The organism is Rhodococcus sp. JS3073 (assembly GCF_026810085.1).
Taxonomy (GTDB): Bacteria; Actinomycetota; Actinomycetes; order Mycobacteriales; family Mycobacteriaceae; genus Rhodococcus_F; species Rhodococcus_F wratislaviensis.
Map to the genome: position 1 here is coordinate 1,541,556 of NZ_CP113951.1, position 14,958 is coordinate 1,556,513.

Annotated in this window: 11 protein-coding genes; 7 read left to right on the forward strand and 4 right to left on the reverse strand. The window is 68.7% G+C overall.

Translation table 11 applies throughout. The features are described 5' to 3' along the window. Positions 1-52 precede the first annotated feature (52 nt). Positions 53-1,453, forward strand: a complete 1,401-nt coding sequence (locus tag OYT95_RS07240; protein ID WP_268791068.1) for an MFS transporter — start codon at positions 53-55, stop codon at positions 1,451-1,453. On the opposite strand, the gene ychF is transcribed toward OYT95_RS07240, so the two are convergent. Both ychF and OYT95_RS07250 read right to left on the reverse strand, forming a co-directional pair. Continuing rightward, entirely contained in the window at positions 1,443-2,522 is a 1,080-nt protein-coding gene (gene ychF / locus OYT95_RS07245) for a redox-regulated ATPase YchF (RefSeq protein WP_128639249.1), read from the reverse strand. The two genes, OYT95_RS07240 and ychF, sit on opposite strands and share 11 nt — an antisense overlap. A 47-nt stretch (positions 2,523-2,569) precedes the next feature. Next, the gene (locus tag OYT95_RS07250) at positions 2,570-2,983 is read right to left on the reverse strand and encodes a CD225/dispanin family protein (RefSeq protein ID WP_268791069.1); all 414 of its coding nucleotides are present in this window, start codon (positions 2,981-2,983) and stop codon (positions 2,570-2,572) included. 119 nt (positions 2,984-3,102) lie between these two features. Between OYT95_RS07250 and OYT95_RS07255 the strand changes: the two genes are divergently transcribed. The 4 genes from OYT95_RS07255 (at position 3,103) to OYT95_RS07270 (ending at position 8,584) form a co-directional block, all read left to right on the forward strand. Beyond that, positions 3,103-4,680 carry an FMN-binding glutamate synthase family protein gene (locus OYT95_RS07255; RefSeq protein WP_268791070.1) on the forward strand — a complete coding sequence of 526 codons (1,578 nt, stop codon included), beginning with the start codon at positions 3,103-3,105 and terminating at the stop codon, positions 4,678-4,680. A gap of 126 nt (positions 4,681-4,806) precedes the next feature. Further along, complete coding sequence (locus OYT95_RS07260; protein ID WP_037231695.1) at positions 4,807-7,110, forward strand: carbon starvation CstA family protein; 2,304 nt, start codon at positions 4,807-4,809, stop codon at positions 7,108-7,110. Continuing rightward, positions 7,103-7,294 carry a YbdD/YjiX family protein gene (locus OYT95_RS07265; RefSeq protein ID WP_037231693.1) on the forward strand — a complete coding sequence of 64 codons (192 nt, stop codon included), beginning with the start codon at positions 7,103-7,105 and terminating at the stop codon, positions 7,292-7,294. The genes OYT95_RS07260 and OYT95_RS07265 overlap by 8 nt, the downstream gene beginning before the upstream one ends. 78 nt (positions 7,295-7,372) lie before the next feature. Further along, entirely contained in the window at positions 7,373-8,584 is a 1,212-nt protein-coding gene (locus OYT95_RS07270; RefSeq protein ID WP_037231535.1) for an AI-2E family transporter, read from the forward strand. Between the two features lie 7 nt (positions 8,585-8,591). Here the strand turns inward: OYT95_RS07270 and OYT95_RS07275 are convergent, their stop codons facing one another. Continuing rightward, entirely contained in the window at positions 8,592-11,573 is a 2,982-nt protein-coding gene (locus tag OYT95_RS07275) for an AAA family ATPase (RefSeq protein ID WP_268791071.1), read from the reverse strand. Then, positions 11,570-12,754, reverse strand: coding sequence for an exonuclease SbcCD subunit D (locus OYT95_RS07280; RefSeq protein WP_128639253.1), 1,185 nt, complete (start codon positions 12,752-12,754; stop codon positions 11,570-11,572). Before OYT95_RS07280 ends, OYT95_RS07275 begins: the two co-directional genes overlap by 4 nt. 147 nt (positions 12,755-12,901) lie before the next feature. On the opposite strand from OYT95_RS07280, the gene OYT95_RS07285 reads away from it, so the two are divergent. Both OYT95_RS07285 and OYT95_RS07290 read left to right on the forward strand, forming a co-directional pair. Then, entirely contained in the window at positions 12,902-14,065 is a 1,164-nt protein-coding gene (locus tag OYT95_RS07285; protein WP_268791072.1) for a DNA recombination protein RmuC, read from the forward strand. Positions 14,066-14,088: 23 nt separating this feature from the next. Continuing rightward, the gene (locus OYT95_RS07290; RefSeq protein WP_268791073.1) at positions 14,089-14,955 is read left to right on the forward strand and encodes a DUF6542 domain-containing protein; all 867 of its coding nucleotides are present in this window, start codon (positions 14,089-14,091) and stop codon (positions 14,953-14,955) included. Positions 14,956-14,958 lie beyond the last annotated feature (3 nt).

A 14,958-nucleotide genomic window follows, 5' to 3' on the forward strand; every position in this document is an offset into this window, starting at 1 on the left:
CTATCGCACCTCAGTCTTGTCACCAGACCAAATTAGTTCTAAGTTCAGTCTTGTGAACAGACCAACCGCGCTTGCCCCACCGATTCGCGCACGCTCGCCCCGCCCGGGGACCACACTGTCCGTCGCATCGCTCGGGACGTTCGTCGCCCTGGTCGCGTTCTGCGCCCCGCTGGGCAACATGCCCACCGTTGCCGCGGCTCTCTCGGCAGGCCCGGCAGCACAGACGTGGATTCTCAGTTCGATGAGCGTGGGCCTCGCCGCGGTCTTGCTGACCGCGGGCGCACTCGCCGACGACTACGGCAGGCGCCGGGTGTTCCACTGGGGCGCCTGGCTTCTCGCGGTGGGCGCCGTGGTCGGCGCGGTCAGTCAGGAACCCGTCCTGTTCATCGTCGGGCGACTGATCCAGGGAGTTGCGGGCGCGGCATTGATCGCGGCCAGCCTCGGCGCCGTCGCACACGCATTCACCACGCCGGCGGCGCGGGCGACGGCGAGCGGGATCTGGGGCGCGAGCGTCGGCGCCGGCATCGCCGTCGGCCCCGTCCTCGCGGGCCTCCTCGACCTCGCCGGGTGGTGGCGCGGCCTGTACTGGGCACTTGCCGTCGCGTCACTCGTGATCGGACAGGTCGCGACACGTGCACTGGCGGAATCACGCTCCGCCGTCCCGAAGCGGATCGACGTTCCGGGAGCGGTCACGCTGTGCGCCGCGATGGTCCTGGTGCTCGTCGCACTCGTCGAGGGCAGGCAGGGGAACACCGCCGCCACCGTGCTCTGCGGTGTCGGCGCAGCCGTGTTCACCCTCGCCTTCGTCGCGGTCGAGCGGCGGCGACCGTTCCCGATGCTCGACCTCGCGTTGTTCCGTCGACGCGACTTCCTGGCCGCCACCCTCGCGGCCCTCGCGACCGGGGCCGGCATCATCGGCCTGATGTCGTTCGCGTGCACGTTCCTGGTCAAGACGATGCACGTCAGCACGCTGGCCGCGGCCGGCGTGATCGCCCTGTGGTCGGGCACGAGTGTCGTGGCGTCGCTGCTCGCCCGCCGACTTCCCGCTCGGCTGGCCGGGTCGCCGCAACTCGTCATCGGCCTAGCCGGCGTCGGCGTCGCCATGCTCACGATGACGGGCCTCTCCCCCGACTCGTCCCTGCTGCGCCTCGTCCCGGGACTGCTGCTCGCCGGCGTCGCCAGCGGGCTGCTCAACGCCGGCCTCGGCCGCCAAGCCGTCGCCAGCGTGCCCGCCGACCAGGGCGGACTCGGCAGCGGCGCCAACAACACCGCCCGCTACCTCGGCTCGTCCATCGGCGTCACCGTCGTCAGCATCATCGCCCTCGACCCGGCAGGCACCGTCGACGGCATGGTGTCGGGCTGGAACTACGCCGCCGTCACCACGGGGTTGATCTCACTCGTCGGCGCAGGAGTCGTCGGAGTGCTCGTGCGGGGCGCAGCCGTCAGACGTTGAAGCGGAACTCCACCACGTCGCCGTCGGCCATGGTGTAGTCCTTGCCCTCCATGCGGACCTTACCTGCGGCCTTGGCTGCGGCCATGGATCCGGCGGCGACGAGGTCGTCGAAGGAGACGATCTCGGCCTTGATGAAGCCGCGCTCGAAGTCGGTGTGGATGACGCCGGCAGCCTGCGGGGCGGTGTCGCCCTTGTGGATGGTCCAGGCGCGCGATTCCTTGGGGCCCGCGGTGAGGTAGGTCTGCAGGCCGAGGGTGTGGAAGCCGGTGCGGGCGAGTGCGTGCAGGCCGGGCTCGGACTGTCCGATCGAGTCGAGCATCTCCTGCCGGTCCTCTTCGTCCAGCTCCAGCAATTCCTGCTCGACCTTGGCGTCGAGGAACACGGCGTCCGCGGGGGCGACGGAGGCGCGCAGTTCGGCGACCTTCGCTTCGTCGGTGAGCACGGCCTCGTCGGCGTTGAACACGTACAGGAACGGCTTGGTGGTGAGCAGGCTCAGCTCGCGCAGCAGCGCGAAGTCCAGCTTGTCCTTCGCGCTGAACAGGGTCTTGCCCTCGTCGAGGACTTCCTGCGCCTTCAGCGCCTCCTCGTGGATGGGCTTGAGTTCCTTGTTCTTCTTCGCTTCCTTCTCCAGACGCGGCAGCGCCTTCTCCAGCGTCTGCATGTCGGCGATGACGAGCTCGGTCTCGATCACCTCGATGTCGGATGCCGGGTCCACGCGGCCGTCGACGTGCACGACGTCGTCGTCGTTGAACACGCGAACCACCTGACAGATGGCGTCGGCCTCGCGGATGTTGGCGAGGAACTTGTTGCCGAGGCCGGCGCCCTCGGAGGCGCCCTTGACGATGCCGGCGATGTCGACGAACGACACCGTGGCGGGCAGGATGCGCTCGGAACCGAAGATCCGGGCGAGCTCGGACAGCCGCGGATCCGGCAGTTCGACCAGGCCGACGTTGGGTTCGATGGTCGCGAACGGGTAGTTCGCGGCCAGCACGTCGTTGTTGGTCAGCGCGTTGAACAAGGTGGACTTGCCGACGTTGGGCAGTCCGACGATTCCGAGGGTAAGGCTCACGGTCGTTGGATTCTACGGCGTCGGCGTCCGATCAACGACCATCGGCCTCACCAGCTGGAGGTATCGCTGTTCGCGACGAGCGCGATGATCAGGATGGCGTACCCGACGACGAAGACGACGATCAGCGCCACCCAGATCCACAGGGCGATCTTGCCGAGTGCCTTGGCACGGTCCGACGCGTACTGGGCGCCCTGGTAGTCGCCCATCGCCCACTTCGGGTAGACGTCGTGGACGTGGTTGAACGCCGCGAACGCGAGCGGCCAGAAGAAGAGGACGGCGGCCACCGCCCACCCGGCGTTCGAGGGCGGCAGCGGCGGCGGGCCGTACTGCCCCGGGTACGGCTGCGACTGCGCCGGCTGCTGTTGCTGCGTCGGGTACTGGTAGCCGTACGCACCCGTGTCGCCGGGCTTCGGCGGCACCGGATTGCTCGACGATTCCGGATTGCTCGGTGACTCCGACATGACTCCCCCTGTCGTGGCAGCTGACCTCGTGCGTCCACTATTCCACCTGCCTCCCCATGTGAGTGGGAAAGTGCGCCGGAGTACGCGTCGGCACTCACGTGAGGTTCTAGTCTCAGCGAGTGACCCGCTGGTTGATCGTCCTCGCGTTATGGATCCTCGGACTGGGCGCTCTCGCCCTGACCCTCGGTGTGGCGACCGGGTGGTGGTTCGCCGCGGTCGTCGTTCTCGCGCTCGCAGCCCTGGGGACGTGGGATCTGCTGCAACGGCGGCACAGCATTCTGCGGAACTACCCGGTGCTGGGGCACGCACGGTTCCTGCTCGAGAAGATCCGCCCCGAGATCCAGCAGTACTTCATCGAATCGTCCACGGATGGAACACCCTTCGACCGCGACACCCGCGACCTCGTCTACGAGCGCGCCAAGGGCACCCTCGCCGAGGAACCGTTCGGCACCGAACGGGACGTGCACGCCGTCGGCTACGAGTTCATGGCCCATTCGCTGCGCGCCCGGATGGCGCCGCCCGAGCCGCCGACCGTCCGCCTCGGCGGCCCCGACTGCGAACGGCCCTACGACATCGCGCTTCTCAACGTGTCGGCGATGAGCTTCGGCTCGCTCTCCGCCAACGCCATCGAAGCCCTCAACGCCGGGGCCGCACGCGGCGGGTTCGCCCACGACACCGGCGAAGGCGCGATCAGCCCGTACCACCGCAAACACGGCGGCGACCTGATCTGGGAGATCGCGTCCGGCTATTTCGGCTGCCGGACGGACGACGGCCACTTCGACCCCGGCAAGTTCGCCGAACACGCGGCCTCAGACCAGGTGAAGGCCATCTCGATCAAGCTGTCGCAGGGCGCGAAACCCGGGCTCGGCGGTGTGCTGCCCGGAGCGAAGGTGTCACGGGAGATCGCCGAGACCCGCGGCGTGCCGGCAGGACAGACAGTGATCTCCCCGCCCTCGCACACCGCGTTCTCCACCCCGAACGAGCTGATCGACTTCATCGTCACCCTGCGAAAGCTCTCCGGCGGCAAACCCGTCGGGTTCAAATTGTGCGTCGGATCGCGTACCGAGTTCCTCGGCATCTGCAAGGCGATGCTCGAACGCGACGTCACCCCGGACTTCGTCATCGTCGACGGCTCCGAGGGCGGAACCGGGGCCGGTCCAGTGGAATTCGAGGACAACATGGGCATGCCCCTGACCGAGGGGCTGATGCTCGTGCACAACGCGCTCACCGGCGCCGGACTGCGGAACCGCATCAAGATCGGCGCGTCCGGGAAGGTCGCCAGCGCATCCGACATCGTCAAACGGATCATCCAGGGCGCCGACTTCACACTGGCCGCCCGCGCGATGATGTTCGCCGTCGGGTGCATCCAGGCGCAGATGTGCCACACCAACCGCTGCCCCGTCGGGGTGACGACGCAGGACCCGGCGCGAACCCGCGCACTCGACGTCCCCGACAAGGCGGCCAGGGTGTTCCGGTTCCAGAAGTCGACGGTGGCCGGCGCCCAGCAGATGTTGGCATCGATGGGTCTCGACAGCTTCGACCAACTGACACCGGCGATGCTCAACCGGCGGATCGACGGCGTCACCACCCGCACCTATGCGGAACTGTACGAGTGGCTGATGCCCGGCGAACTGCTCGAGGATCCGCCCTCGGATTGGCTCACCGACTGGATCGACGCCGATTCGTCTCGCTTCTGACGTCGTTTTTTCGTCGAACCGAACGTCGGCACAATAGGGTGACGGGGGCCACAAAAGATGTGGCAACTGTCGACGGCGTCACCCCTGGCACACAATGACGACGGGGGCGCTGGGAAGGAGTTCGCGATGGCCCTGAGAGCCGCCCCCGAATCCGAGATCGAGTACCTGAAAACGGATCCGGACCTGCCAGCGGTCGGCGTCGTGGACCGCACCCCCATCTCACCGGCGGCGCGGATCACGTTCGCCGTCCTCGGCCTTCTCGGCGGCATCGCCTGGGTGATGATCGCGTTCGTCCGCGGCGAGAACATCAACGCCGTCTGGTTCGTGGTGGCCGCCGTCTGCACGTACCTCATCGCCTACCGCTTCTACGCGCGGCTGATCGAGCGCAAACTCGTCCAACCCCGTGACGACCGGGCCACCCCCGCCGAGATCCTGGAGAACGGCAAGGACTACATGCCGACGGACCGGCGGGTGCTGTTCGGGCACCACTTCGCCGCCATCGCCGGCGCAGGCCCCCTCGTCGGCCCCGTCCTCGCCGCGCAGATGGGCTACCTGCCCGGCACGCTGTGGATCATCATCGGCGTCGTCTTCGCCGGAGCCGTCCAGGACTTCCTCGTCCTGTGGATCTCGACGAAACGCCGCGGACGCAGCCTCGGTCAGATGGCCCGCGACGAACTCGGCGTCGTCGGCGGTGTCGCCGCCATGATCGGCGTCTTCGTCATCATGATCATCCTCATCGCGGTGCTCGCCCTCGTCGTCGTCAACGCGCTCGCGGAAAGCCCGTGGGGTGTGTTCTCCATCGCCATGACCATCCCGATCGCCCTGTTCATGGGCGTCTACCTGCGGTACCTGCGCCCGGGCAAGGTCGCGGAGGTGTCGCTGATCGGCGTCGTGCTGCTGCTCCTGGCCATCGTGTCGGGCGGCTGGGTGGCCGACACCGGATGGGGCGCCGACTGGTTCACGCTCTCCAAGGTGACCATCGCCTGGCTGATGATCGCCTACGGTTTCGCCGCATCCGTTCTGCCCGTGTGGCTGCTGCTGGCCCCGCGCGACTACCTGTCGACGTTCATGAAGATCGGCACGATCCTCCTGCTCGCCATCGGCATCCTGGTCGCACGACCCACCATTCAGATGCCGGACGTCACCACCTTCGCGATCCAGGGCAACGGTCCCGCCTTCGCCGGATCGCTGTTCCCGTTCCTGTTCATCACCATCGCGTGCGGCGCGCTGTCCGGCTTCCACGCCCTGATCGCGTCCGGCACCACCCCCAAACTGCTGGAGAAGGAGAAGCAGACCCGCCTGATCGGCTACGGGGGCATGCTGACCGAGTCGTTCGTCGCGATCATGGCGCTCGTCACCGCGTGCATCATCGACCAGCACCTGTACTTCGCGCTCAACGCGCCGGCCACCCTCACCGGTGGGACCCCCGAGACGGCCGCTGCGTATGTGAACAGCCTCGGACTGTCCAGCCCGAACATCACCGCGGACACCCTCTCGCAGGCGGCGGCGGGCGTGGACGAGGAGTCCATCATCTCGCGCACCGGCGGTGCGCCGACGCTCGCGTTCGGCATGTCGCAAGTGCTCAGCCAGTTCCTCGGCGGCGCCGCCCTCAAAGCGTTCTGGTATCACTTCGCGATCATGTTCGAGGCGCTGTTCATCCTCACCACCGTCGACGCCGGTACCCGTGTCGCCCGGTTCATGCTGTCCGACTCGCTCGGCAACTTCGGCGGACCCGCCCGCAAATTCAAGGATCCGTCGTGGCGGGTCGGAGCCTGGGTGTGCTCGCTGGCCGTCGTCGGCCTGTGGGGCGCCATCCTCCTGATGGGCGTCACCGACCCGCTCGGCGGAATCAACACCCTCTTCCCGCTCTTCGGCATCGCGAACCAGTTGCTCGCCGCAATCGCCCTCACCGTGGTGCTCGCCGTCGTGATGAAGAAGGGCCTCTTCAAGTGGGCATGGATTCCCGGCGTCCCCCTCGTCTGGGATCTCATCGTGACCATGACCGCGTCCTGGCAGAAAATCTTCTCCGGCAACACCTCCGTCGGCTACTGGTCCCAGCACGCCGCGTTCAAGGAAGCGAAGGAAGCCGGCAAGACCAGTTTCGGTTCGGCCAAGACCCCGGAGGCCATCGACGCCGTCATCCGCAACACGTTCATCCAGGGCACCCTGTCCATCGTGTTCGCCGGACTCGTCCTCGTCGTCGTGGTGGCCGGCGCGCTCGTCTGCATCAAGGCGTTCCGGGCCGGTGGACTGCCGACCACCGAAGCGCCCGAGGAACCGTCGAAGATCTTCGCCCCGGCCGGATTCGTCCCCACCGCCGCCGAGAAGGCACTCGAAAAGGAATGGAACGAACTGATCGCTTCGGGCGCCGTGCGCGCGCCCGGTGCCGCACACACCCACACGGACAGGGCACATCACCATGATGAATAGGGTCGTGGGGGCCGTCCGGACCGCCTGGTGGTGGACCGGGTCGCTGATGGGCGACCACGACTACAGCAGATACGTCGAACACCTTCGCCGGAACCATCCGGACGCCGAGGTGCCGACCGAGCGCGAGTACTGGAAGGCGCGCTACGCGGACGCCGACACGAACCCGGGTGCCCGCTGCTGCTGACCTCACCGACCCGTCCCGGCGTCCCCCAGTACTGTCAGTACTGATCGGCTGAGCAGACACGGTGAGGGAGGACCATCTGTGACGGAGAAGGAAGCCCCGGCGCCGTCCGGGAGCACAGTCACGAAACCGGACCGCGGGCATCTCATCGGGGTGGGTGCGATGTGGGTGGCCAAATGGTCGCTGGTCCTCGTGGCCATCTCGCTGGGTGCCTTGTTGTTCGGGTGGATCATCGAAAAGCTGTGGGTGATCGTCCTCCCCGTGCTCCTGGCCGTCGTGGTGTGCACGGTGCTGTGGCCGCCGACGCGGGCGATGACGAGGCGGCGCATCCCACCGGCGGCGGCCGCCGCGACGTCCCTCGTCGTGTTCATCGCCGTCGTGGCCGGAATCATCGCGGGCATCGTGCCGTCCGTCGTGAGCCAGGCCCCCGAGCTGGCCAACAAGGCCACCCAGGGCATCAACCAGGTGCAGGACTGGTTGAAGGGTCCGCCGATCAACCTGCAGGACGATCAGATCGACCAGGGCATCCACACCATCATCGTGAAGGTCCAGGAGAGTGGAACGGTCATCGCATCCGGTGTGTTCACCGGGGTCAGCACCGCCAGCTCCCTGCTGATCACGCTCGGCCTCGTGCTGGTGCTGTCGTTCTTCTTCATCAAGGACGGTCCGCGGTTCATCCCGTGGCTGCACTCCGTCAGCGGCGGCCGCGCCGGCCGTCACCTCGAAGTGGTGCTGGGACGCATGTGGGACACGCTCGGCGGGTTCATCAGGACGCAGGCACTGGTCAGCCTCATCGACGCCGTCTTCATCGGCGCCGGACTGCTGATTCTCGGTGTGCCTCTGGCACCGGTCCTCGCGATCCTGACGTTCATCGGTGGCTTCATCCCGATCGTCGGTGCGTTCGTCGCCGGCGCTCTCGCTGTGCTCGTCGCGTTGGTGGCCAACGGTCTCACCACCGCGGTGATCGTGCTGATCATCATCCTCGTGGTGCAGCAGATCGAGGGCAACGTGCTCCAGCCCGTTCTCCAGAGCAAGAGCATGAAACTGCACGCCGTCGTGGTTCTGCTGGCCGTCACCGCCGGTGGCTCCGTGTTCGGGATCGTCGGCGCCTTCCTCGCGGTGCCCGCCGCCGCCGTCGCCGCCGTGGTGGTGCGCTACATCGGTGAGCAGATCGACGAGCACAGCGCCGAAAGCAACATCGCCGACGCCGTCGCCGCGAACGAAGACCTCGACGACGCCGAACGGGAGGGCGTCACCGTCGATCAGGCCGCCGTCGCACCCAAGGCGGACTGAGCGGCGGTCAGCCGGCGACGACCTCCACGGTGGAGCCGGTGCGTCCGCGAATCACGTGCAGCCGGCTCGGGATTCGCTGACGCATCTCGTCGACGTGACTGACGATCCCGACCACCCGGCCGCCGTCACGAAGCTCGTCGAGCACACCCATCACCGAGTCGAGGGTGTCCGCGTCGAGGGTGCCGAATCCCTCGTCGATGAACATCGTGTCGAGGACGACGCCTCCCGACTCCGCCGCAACCACGTCGGCGAGACCGAGCGCCAGCGACAGCGACGCCAGGAACGACTCACCGCCGGACAGGGTCTTGGCCGAACGCACCACCCCGGTGTAGTCGTCGCGGATGTCCAGCCCCAGACCACCGCGGCGGCCCCGCGGACCGGCCTCGTCGCTGTGGACGAACTCGTAACGTCCCGCCGACATCCGGCCGAGCCGCGCGGATGCCGAGACCGCCACCTCTTCCAGCCGGGCCGCCAGCACATACGACCGCAGCGACATCTTCCTGGCGTTCTGGCCACGGCCCGCGATCACCTCGGCGAGCGCCGCCAGCTCCTCGTGCGCGGCCTGCATCGGCGCAATCGCCTCGGCGGCCTTGTCGAGCTGACCGACGAACCGTTCCAGATCGAGCAGGCGGCGCTCCGCGTCGGATGCGGCCGCGACGGCGACGTTCACCACCTCCGCGGCCACGTCGTGCGCGTGCTGGACGGACGCCAATTCCACGGGCTCCGCCTCGGCGACGGCAACGACCTCGGGGTCGTCGAGCACGCTGCGCGCCCCGACCTCGGCGTCCCGCGCCGCGGCGAGGACGGCCTCGATCTCACCCTGGCGGGCGGCCGTCCGGACCGCGGTCACGGCGTCGGCGGTGCCGTCGAATCCGGCGTCCCCGGCGAGTGTTTCGGCCTTGGCCACGAGTTCACGGGCCGCCGACTCGGCTGCGGCACCGGCGTCCCGCGCGTCGAGCAGCTCGGATGCGGATTCGGAAAGGGCGTCGAGTCGTGCGCGACGAGCCTCCACGCTCGGGTCGTCGCCTGCGGCCTCGCTCACCCGGGCCCGGATCTCCCCGAGCTGTGTCGTACTCGCCGCGATCCTCTCGGCGACGGTGGCGGCGTCGACGCCCACGTCCCGCGACCGTTCCTGCAGGTGAGCCTCGCGGTCCCGCAGTTCGGTGAGTGTTGCGGACCGGCGCTCGACCTCACCGCCCAGCGCGGTCGCCTCCCCGACCGCCGTCTCCGCGGCGGTGAGGGCCTGCGCGAGTTCGTCCGCGTCACCGTCGCCGCCGCGCTGGACGAGCACGTCTATCGCGCGCTCCACCGCGCCCAGCTTCTCGGTCGCGGTCGTCAGCGCTGCCGCGGCCTTCTGCTCCGCGTCGAGGGCCTTGTCCTCGTCGGCTTTCGTGACCGACAGCTCGGACGGTTCGGCGGGCTGCGGGTGCTCGGGTGAACCACACACCTGGCACGGGACACCGTCCTCGAGCGTGCCCGCCAGTTCGGCGGCCATGCCCGCGATCCGGCGTTGCAGCAGGTCGAGCCAGTGCTCCCGCGCGTCCTGATGCTTTCGCCGGGCATCGAGCACGCCGCGGTCGAGTCGATCCCGTTCGGTGCGGCGGGTGCGGAGATCCGCCGCCGCCGAGGCAGCGTCGGCTGCCCGGTCCCGGGCATCGACGAGGGCGGGCAGTGCGGCGCGGGCCTTTTGCGCCGAGTCGAGGGCTTTCTCCGCTTCCCGCAGAGCGAGAGGCAATTGTTCCCGCTCCCGGGACAGAGCGTCACCCGCCTCGGCGAGTTCGACCTGCCGGGCGCGCAGCCGCTCCAGTTCGACGGCGAGCCGGTCGGCGGCGACGGATTCGGTGAGTGCCCCGTCGAGGCGCACGATCACGTCACGCCAGGCACGGATACTCGACCGGATGTGGTCCCGTTCGTCAGCGGTCGGAGGCCAGGTCAACTCCGCCACCAGATCGGCGCCGCCCACCGTCGAACGCAGACCGACCGTGATCGATCCGACGTTCCGCGCGGCGACCGCGGCCTTGGCGCGGGCGGCGTCGGCGTCGCGCGCCACGGTCGCGACCGGTTCGGCCCGGCGCGCATCCGCCAGTTCGGCGGCGAGGACCGCCCGCTGCTCGGCACCCGCGGCGTGGGCGTCGAGTTCCGTCTCGGCTCGTTGCCGGCGGGTCTGCAGTTCGAGGACGCGGCGCGCCTCCGTGAGCGCGTCACGAGCCACCTTCGCCTGACTCTTGGCTTTCTGCAGGTCGTCGGCGGCCAGGTCGCGGGTTTCGCGCGCCTCGTCCTCGAGCTTGTGGGCCCAGGTCACCGGATCGGCGTCGGCGCCGCCTTCGATGCCCGCAGCCGTCGCGACCCTCGCCAGCAGGACGTCGATGGCCCGTTGATGCTCGTCCAGGTCATGGGCGCTGGTGCGCCTGCGGTCGAGGAACCATTCCTCCACCGTCCCGAATCGGGTGGTGTCGAACAGCCTCTCCAAGAGCTGACCGCGTTCCTCGGTGTCGGCGCGCAGAAACTTCGCGAACTCGCCCTGCGGCAGCAGGACCACCTGAAAGAACTGGTCGGCGCTCATGCCCATCAGCCGCCCGACCTCGTCGGCGATGTCGGGGATCCGTGACAGGTTTTCGCCGCGACCGTCCAGCCAGGTGAGCGTGGCCTTCGCGTTCTCCTTGATGGTGCCCGACCCACGGCGCTTGGGGCGCTCGAACTCCGGGCTGCGGACGAGTCGCAGATGCCGGCCCGCGATCGTCGCCTCGAGCGTCACCGTCGGAACCGAACCGGCGGGCGCGTGGTCGGACAGGAGGCGTTTGCCGTCCTTCCGCGCCCCGGGCACCGTGCCGTACAGCGCAAACGCCACCGCGTCGAGGACCGTCGTCTTACCGGCTCCGGTATGACCGTGCAGCAGAAAGAGCCCGTCCGCGCCGAGCCGATCGAAGTCGACTTCCACCGATCCTGCGAACGGCCCGAAGGCTTCGACCTCGAGTCGATGCAGCCTCATGCCGTCTGTTCCAGCGCGACGACCTCGGCGGTGTCCTCGCCGGCCCGGTCGGCGAAGCCGAGTGCAGCTTCCACCAGCCGGATCTCGCCGGTCGACGGTTCGCTGCGCACGTCGGTGATGAAGCTGCGCGTGATCTGCAGATCGCTGCGACCGTGCACCTTGTCGCGGTAGCGCAGATCGTCGCTGCCGTCGGGGCGTTGCCACTCGAGGTGAACGGCGAACGGGAATCGCGTCTGAAGTGAGCGCATGGCGTCGACCGGACGTTCCGTGTCGGTGAGCACCGCCGACACGTAGCAGTCCTCGGCGTCGCGGAAACTGTCGTCCTCGAGCAACTCCTGCACCGTCCCCGTCAGTTGCCGGAGACCGCGGACCACCGGTAAGTCGACCCGGTCGACGGCACGCAGTCCGTCGGCGTCGAGATCCACCAGGTAGACCGCCTTGCTGTGGGTGCGCTCACCGAACGAGTACGGCAACGGCGAGCCCGAGTACCGGATGTTCTCGGCGAGAGTCTGCGGCGAGTGGAGGTGGCCGAGCGCGACGTAGTCGACCCCGCCGAACGCCGAGGCCGACACCGTCTCGACGCCACCGACGGAGATGGATCTCTCCGACCCGGTCGCCTCGGCGCCCACGACGAACGCGTGGGCCAGCACCACGGACCTGGTGCGCGGACCGGTGTCGTTCCGCGCGTCGAGGTCGGTGCGGACCCGGTCCATCGCGGCGTCGAGGATCTCGGCGTGCGACCGAGCGGTCGGTACGTCCAGTTGCGCACGGGTGATCTCGGGCTCGAGATAGGGAATGCCGTAGAACGCGACGGGACCGTGCTCGTCCTCGAGCACGACAGGCGCGCCGATCCCGGCGACCGTCGTCATGAGGTGCAGCCCGCCCGCACGAGAGAAGGCGGCACCCGCCCCGAGCCGCGCGGCGGAGTCGTGGTTGCCGGACGTGGCGACGATGACCGCGCCTGCGTTCCGGATGGCTTCGAATCCGCGGTTACACACGGTGACGGCGTCCGCGCTGGGGATCGACCGGTCGTAGACGTCTCCGGGAACGACGACGACGTCCACGCCGTGCTCGGCGACGAGGGCGGCGATCGCCTCGAGCACATCGGCCTGGTCGGTGAGCAGGTCCACCCCGTGGAACGTGCGTCCGATGTGCCAGTCAGAAGTGTGCAGGATCCTCATGTCTCGAGACCGTAGAGCACCGTGCCGACAACCTCGAACACCTCGGCCGCGTGGCGTCCGAGCGATTCGACGTGTCGCTGGGGCGGTGCCCCACATGTCGCTGGGGCGGTGCCCCACATGTCGGTGGGTCGGTGCACCATGAGCCACATGAATGCACTCGCTGCACTCGGAATGCTTCTGGCGCTGGCCGCGGGCACCGCCCTCGGGTGGCTGCTGCACGCGGCCCGGAGTGGCGATCGGGCGGCGCGAGCGGAGGCACAGCTCGCCGCGCTGCGCGAGAACGAGGCCCTGCTGCGGCAGTCGCTCGGCGCGGTCAGCGAGGATTCCGCGCGCCGCCACTCGGGTGCGATCGGCGAGCAGATCTCGCGACTTGTCGGACCGCTACACGAGGCCGTGGGCGCCCTGGCGGATCAGGTGGACCACGTCGAACGCAACCGGGTTCACGCATACGCCGGGCTCAGTGAGCAGGTCGAGGGCATGCACCGCACGTCACAGATGCTGTCCACGCAGACGAACAGGCTCGTCACGGCGCTGCGGGCGCCGCAGATCCGGGGCCGGTGGGGCGAAATCCAGCTGGAGCGGGTGGTCGAACTGGCCGGGATGGTCCGGCACTGCGACTTCGACACCCAGGTGTCGAAGGAGGGTGTCCGTCCGGATCTGCTCGTGTACCTCGCGGGCGGCAAGCAGATCGTGGTCGACGCCAAGGTCCCGTTCGCGGCGTACCTGGACGCCGCGCAGACCGAAGATCCGGCGGCCCGCGAACAGTACCTCTCCCGGCACGCCCGGCAGCTGCGCACGCACGTCGACCAGTTGGCCGACAAGACGTACTGGGAGTCGTTCGACCCGACGCCGGAGTTCGTGGTGCTGTTCGTGCCCGGTGATCCGTTCCTGGACGCGGCGCTGACCGCCGACTCCGGACTGCTCGAGCACGCGTTCGCGCGGAACGTGATCCTCGCCACCCCCACCACCCTCATCGCGTTGCTGCGGACCATCGCGCACACCTGGCGTCAGGAGGCGCTGTCTCAGGACGCCGCGAAGATCCACCAGCTCGGCCGGGAGCTGTATTCGCGGCTCGGCACGGTCGGCGCGCACCTCGACCGGCTCGGCTCACAACTCGGCAAGGCGGTCGACTCGTTCAATCTCACCGTCGCGTCGATGGAGTCCCGGGTCACAGTCACCGCCCGCAAGCTTCACGACCTCGACGTGTTCGACGGCGACGTCACCGAGGTCAGCGCCGTCGATTCGTGGCCGCGACGCACAAATCTCGAGGATCTCTCAGGCTCTACCGGTCACGCCAACGAGGCTAGTTAACAAGTTGCCGCTACTGTCGTTGTGTGTCTGCAACCCAACGTGCTCGCTCTGGGGTGCCGCTCGACAGGCGGTCGATTGTCCCTACGGTCCCCGGTCTCCCCTGGTGGGGTGTCATTCTCCTGGCCGTCGGAGTCACCTTTGTCGGATTCGCTGTCGATGCGGCTCGTGGCACCGAACTCACGGCTGCGTTCTCCACGTTCTATTTCCTCGGCTGTGTCCTCGCCGTGGCCGCTGCCGGCAATCGGGCGCTGTTCACCGCGATCGTCCAGCCACCGCTGATCCTGTTCGTCGCGGTGCCGCTCGGACAGAGCCTGATCGCGGAGGAGAACAGCACCGCACTGAAAGACCTGGCGATCAACGTCGCGTATCCGCTGGTCAACCGATTTCCGGTGATGCTCGCCGCCACCGTGGTGACCCTGCTGATCGGTGGACTCCGCCTCTTCCTGCTGCAGCAACGTAAGACCGGTCCCGCCCGCACCTCCGAGCGCCGACGCGCGCAGCGGACGCCACGCGCCGCCCGCCCTCGGCGCGCAGCCGAGGGGTCGGAGGAGTCTCCACCGCCGCGTCGGGCGCGTGAGAAGGACAGTGCACGGGCGCGTGACAGGGACGCTGCACGGGATCATCCCCGCTCGGCGCGTCGGGCCGCCACCCCACCGCCGCGCCGCTCGTCCTCGTCGGGCGGACGCACCACGCCCCCACCACCGATGGTCGACCGGGCGGCGCAGGCACCCCGCCCGGCACCTCCACGCACCACTCAGGCGCCGCGTTCGGTCCCCCCGCGGACGACGCCGCGACCCCGGCCCAACCCCGACGTGCCTGCCCACCCCATTCCGCAGGTGCGCTACCGCGACCGCTACGAGCCGCCGTTCGAGACGGAGCAGCCCCGCTAGAGC

Bases quoted from the DNA above. Each gene is read 5' to 3' on its own strand.
- OYT95_RS07250 (WP_268791069.1), bottom strand. From the start codon at position 2,983: ATGTCGGAGTCACCGAGCAATCCGGAATCGTCGAGCAATCCGGTGCCG.
- OYT95_RS07260 (WP_037231695.1), top strand. From the start codon at position 4,807: ATGGCCCTGAGAGCCGCCCCCGAATCCGAGATCGAGTACCTGAAAACG.
- OYT95_RS07275 (WP_268791071.1), bottom strand. From the start codon at position 11,573: ATGAGGCTGCATCGACTCGAGGTCGAAGCCTTCGGGCCGTTCGCAGGA.
- OYT95_RS07265 (WP_037231693.1), top strand. From the start codon at position 7,103: ATGAATAGGGTCGTGGGGGCCGTCCGGACCGCCTGGTGGTGGACCGGG.
- OYT95_RS07280 (WP_128639253.1), bottom strand. From the start codon at position 12,754: ATGAGGATCCTGCACACTTCTGACTGGCACATCGGACGCACGTTCCAC.
- OYT95_RS07285 (WP_268791072.1), top strand. From the start codon at position 12,902: ATGAATGCACTCGCTGCACTCGGAATGCTTCTGGCGCTGGCCGCGGGC.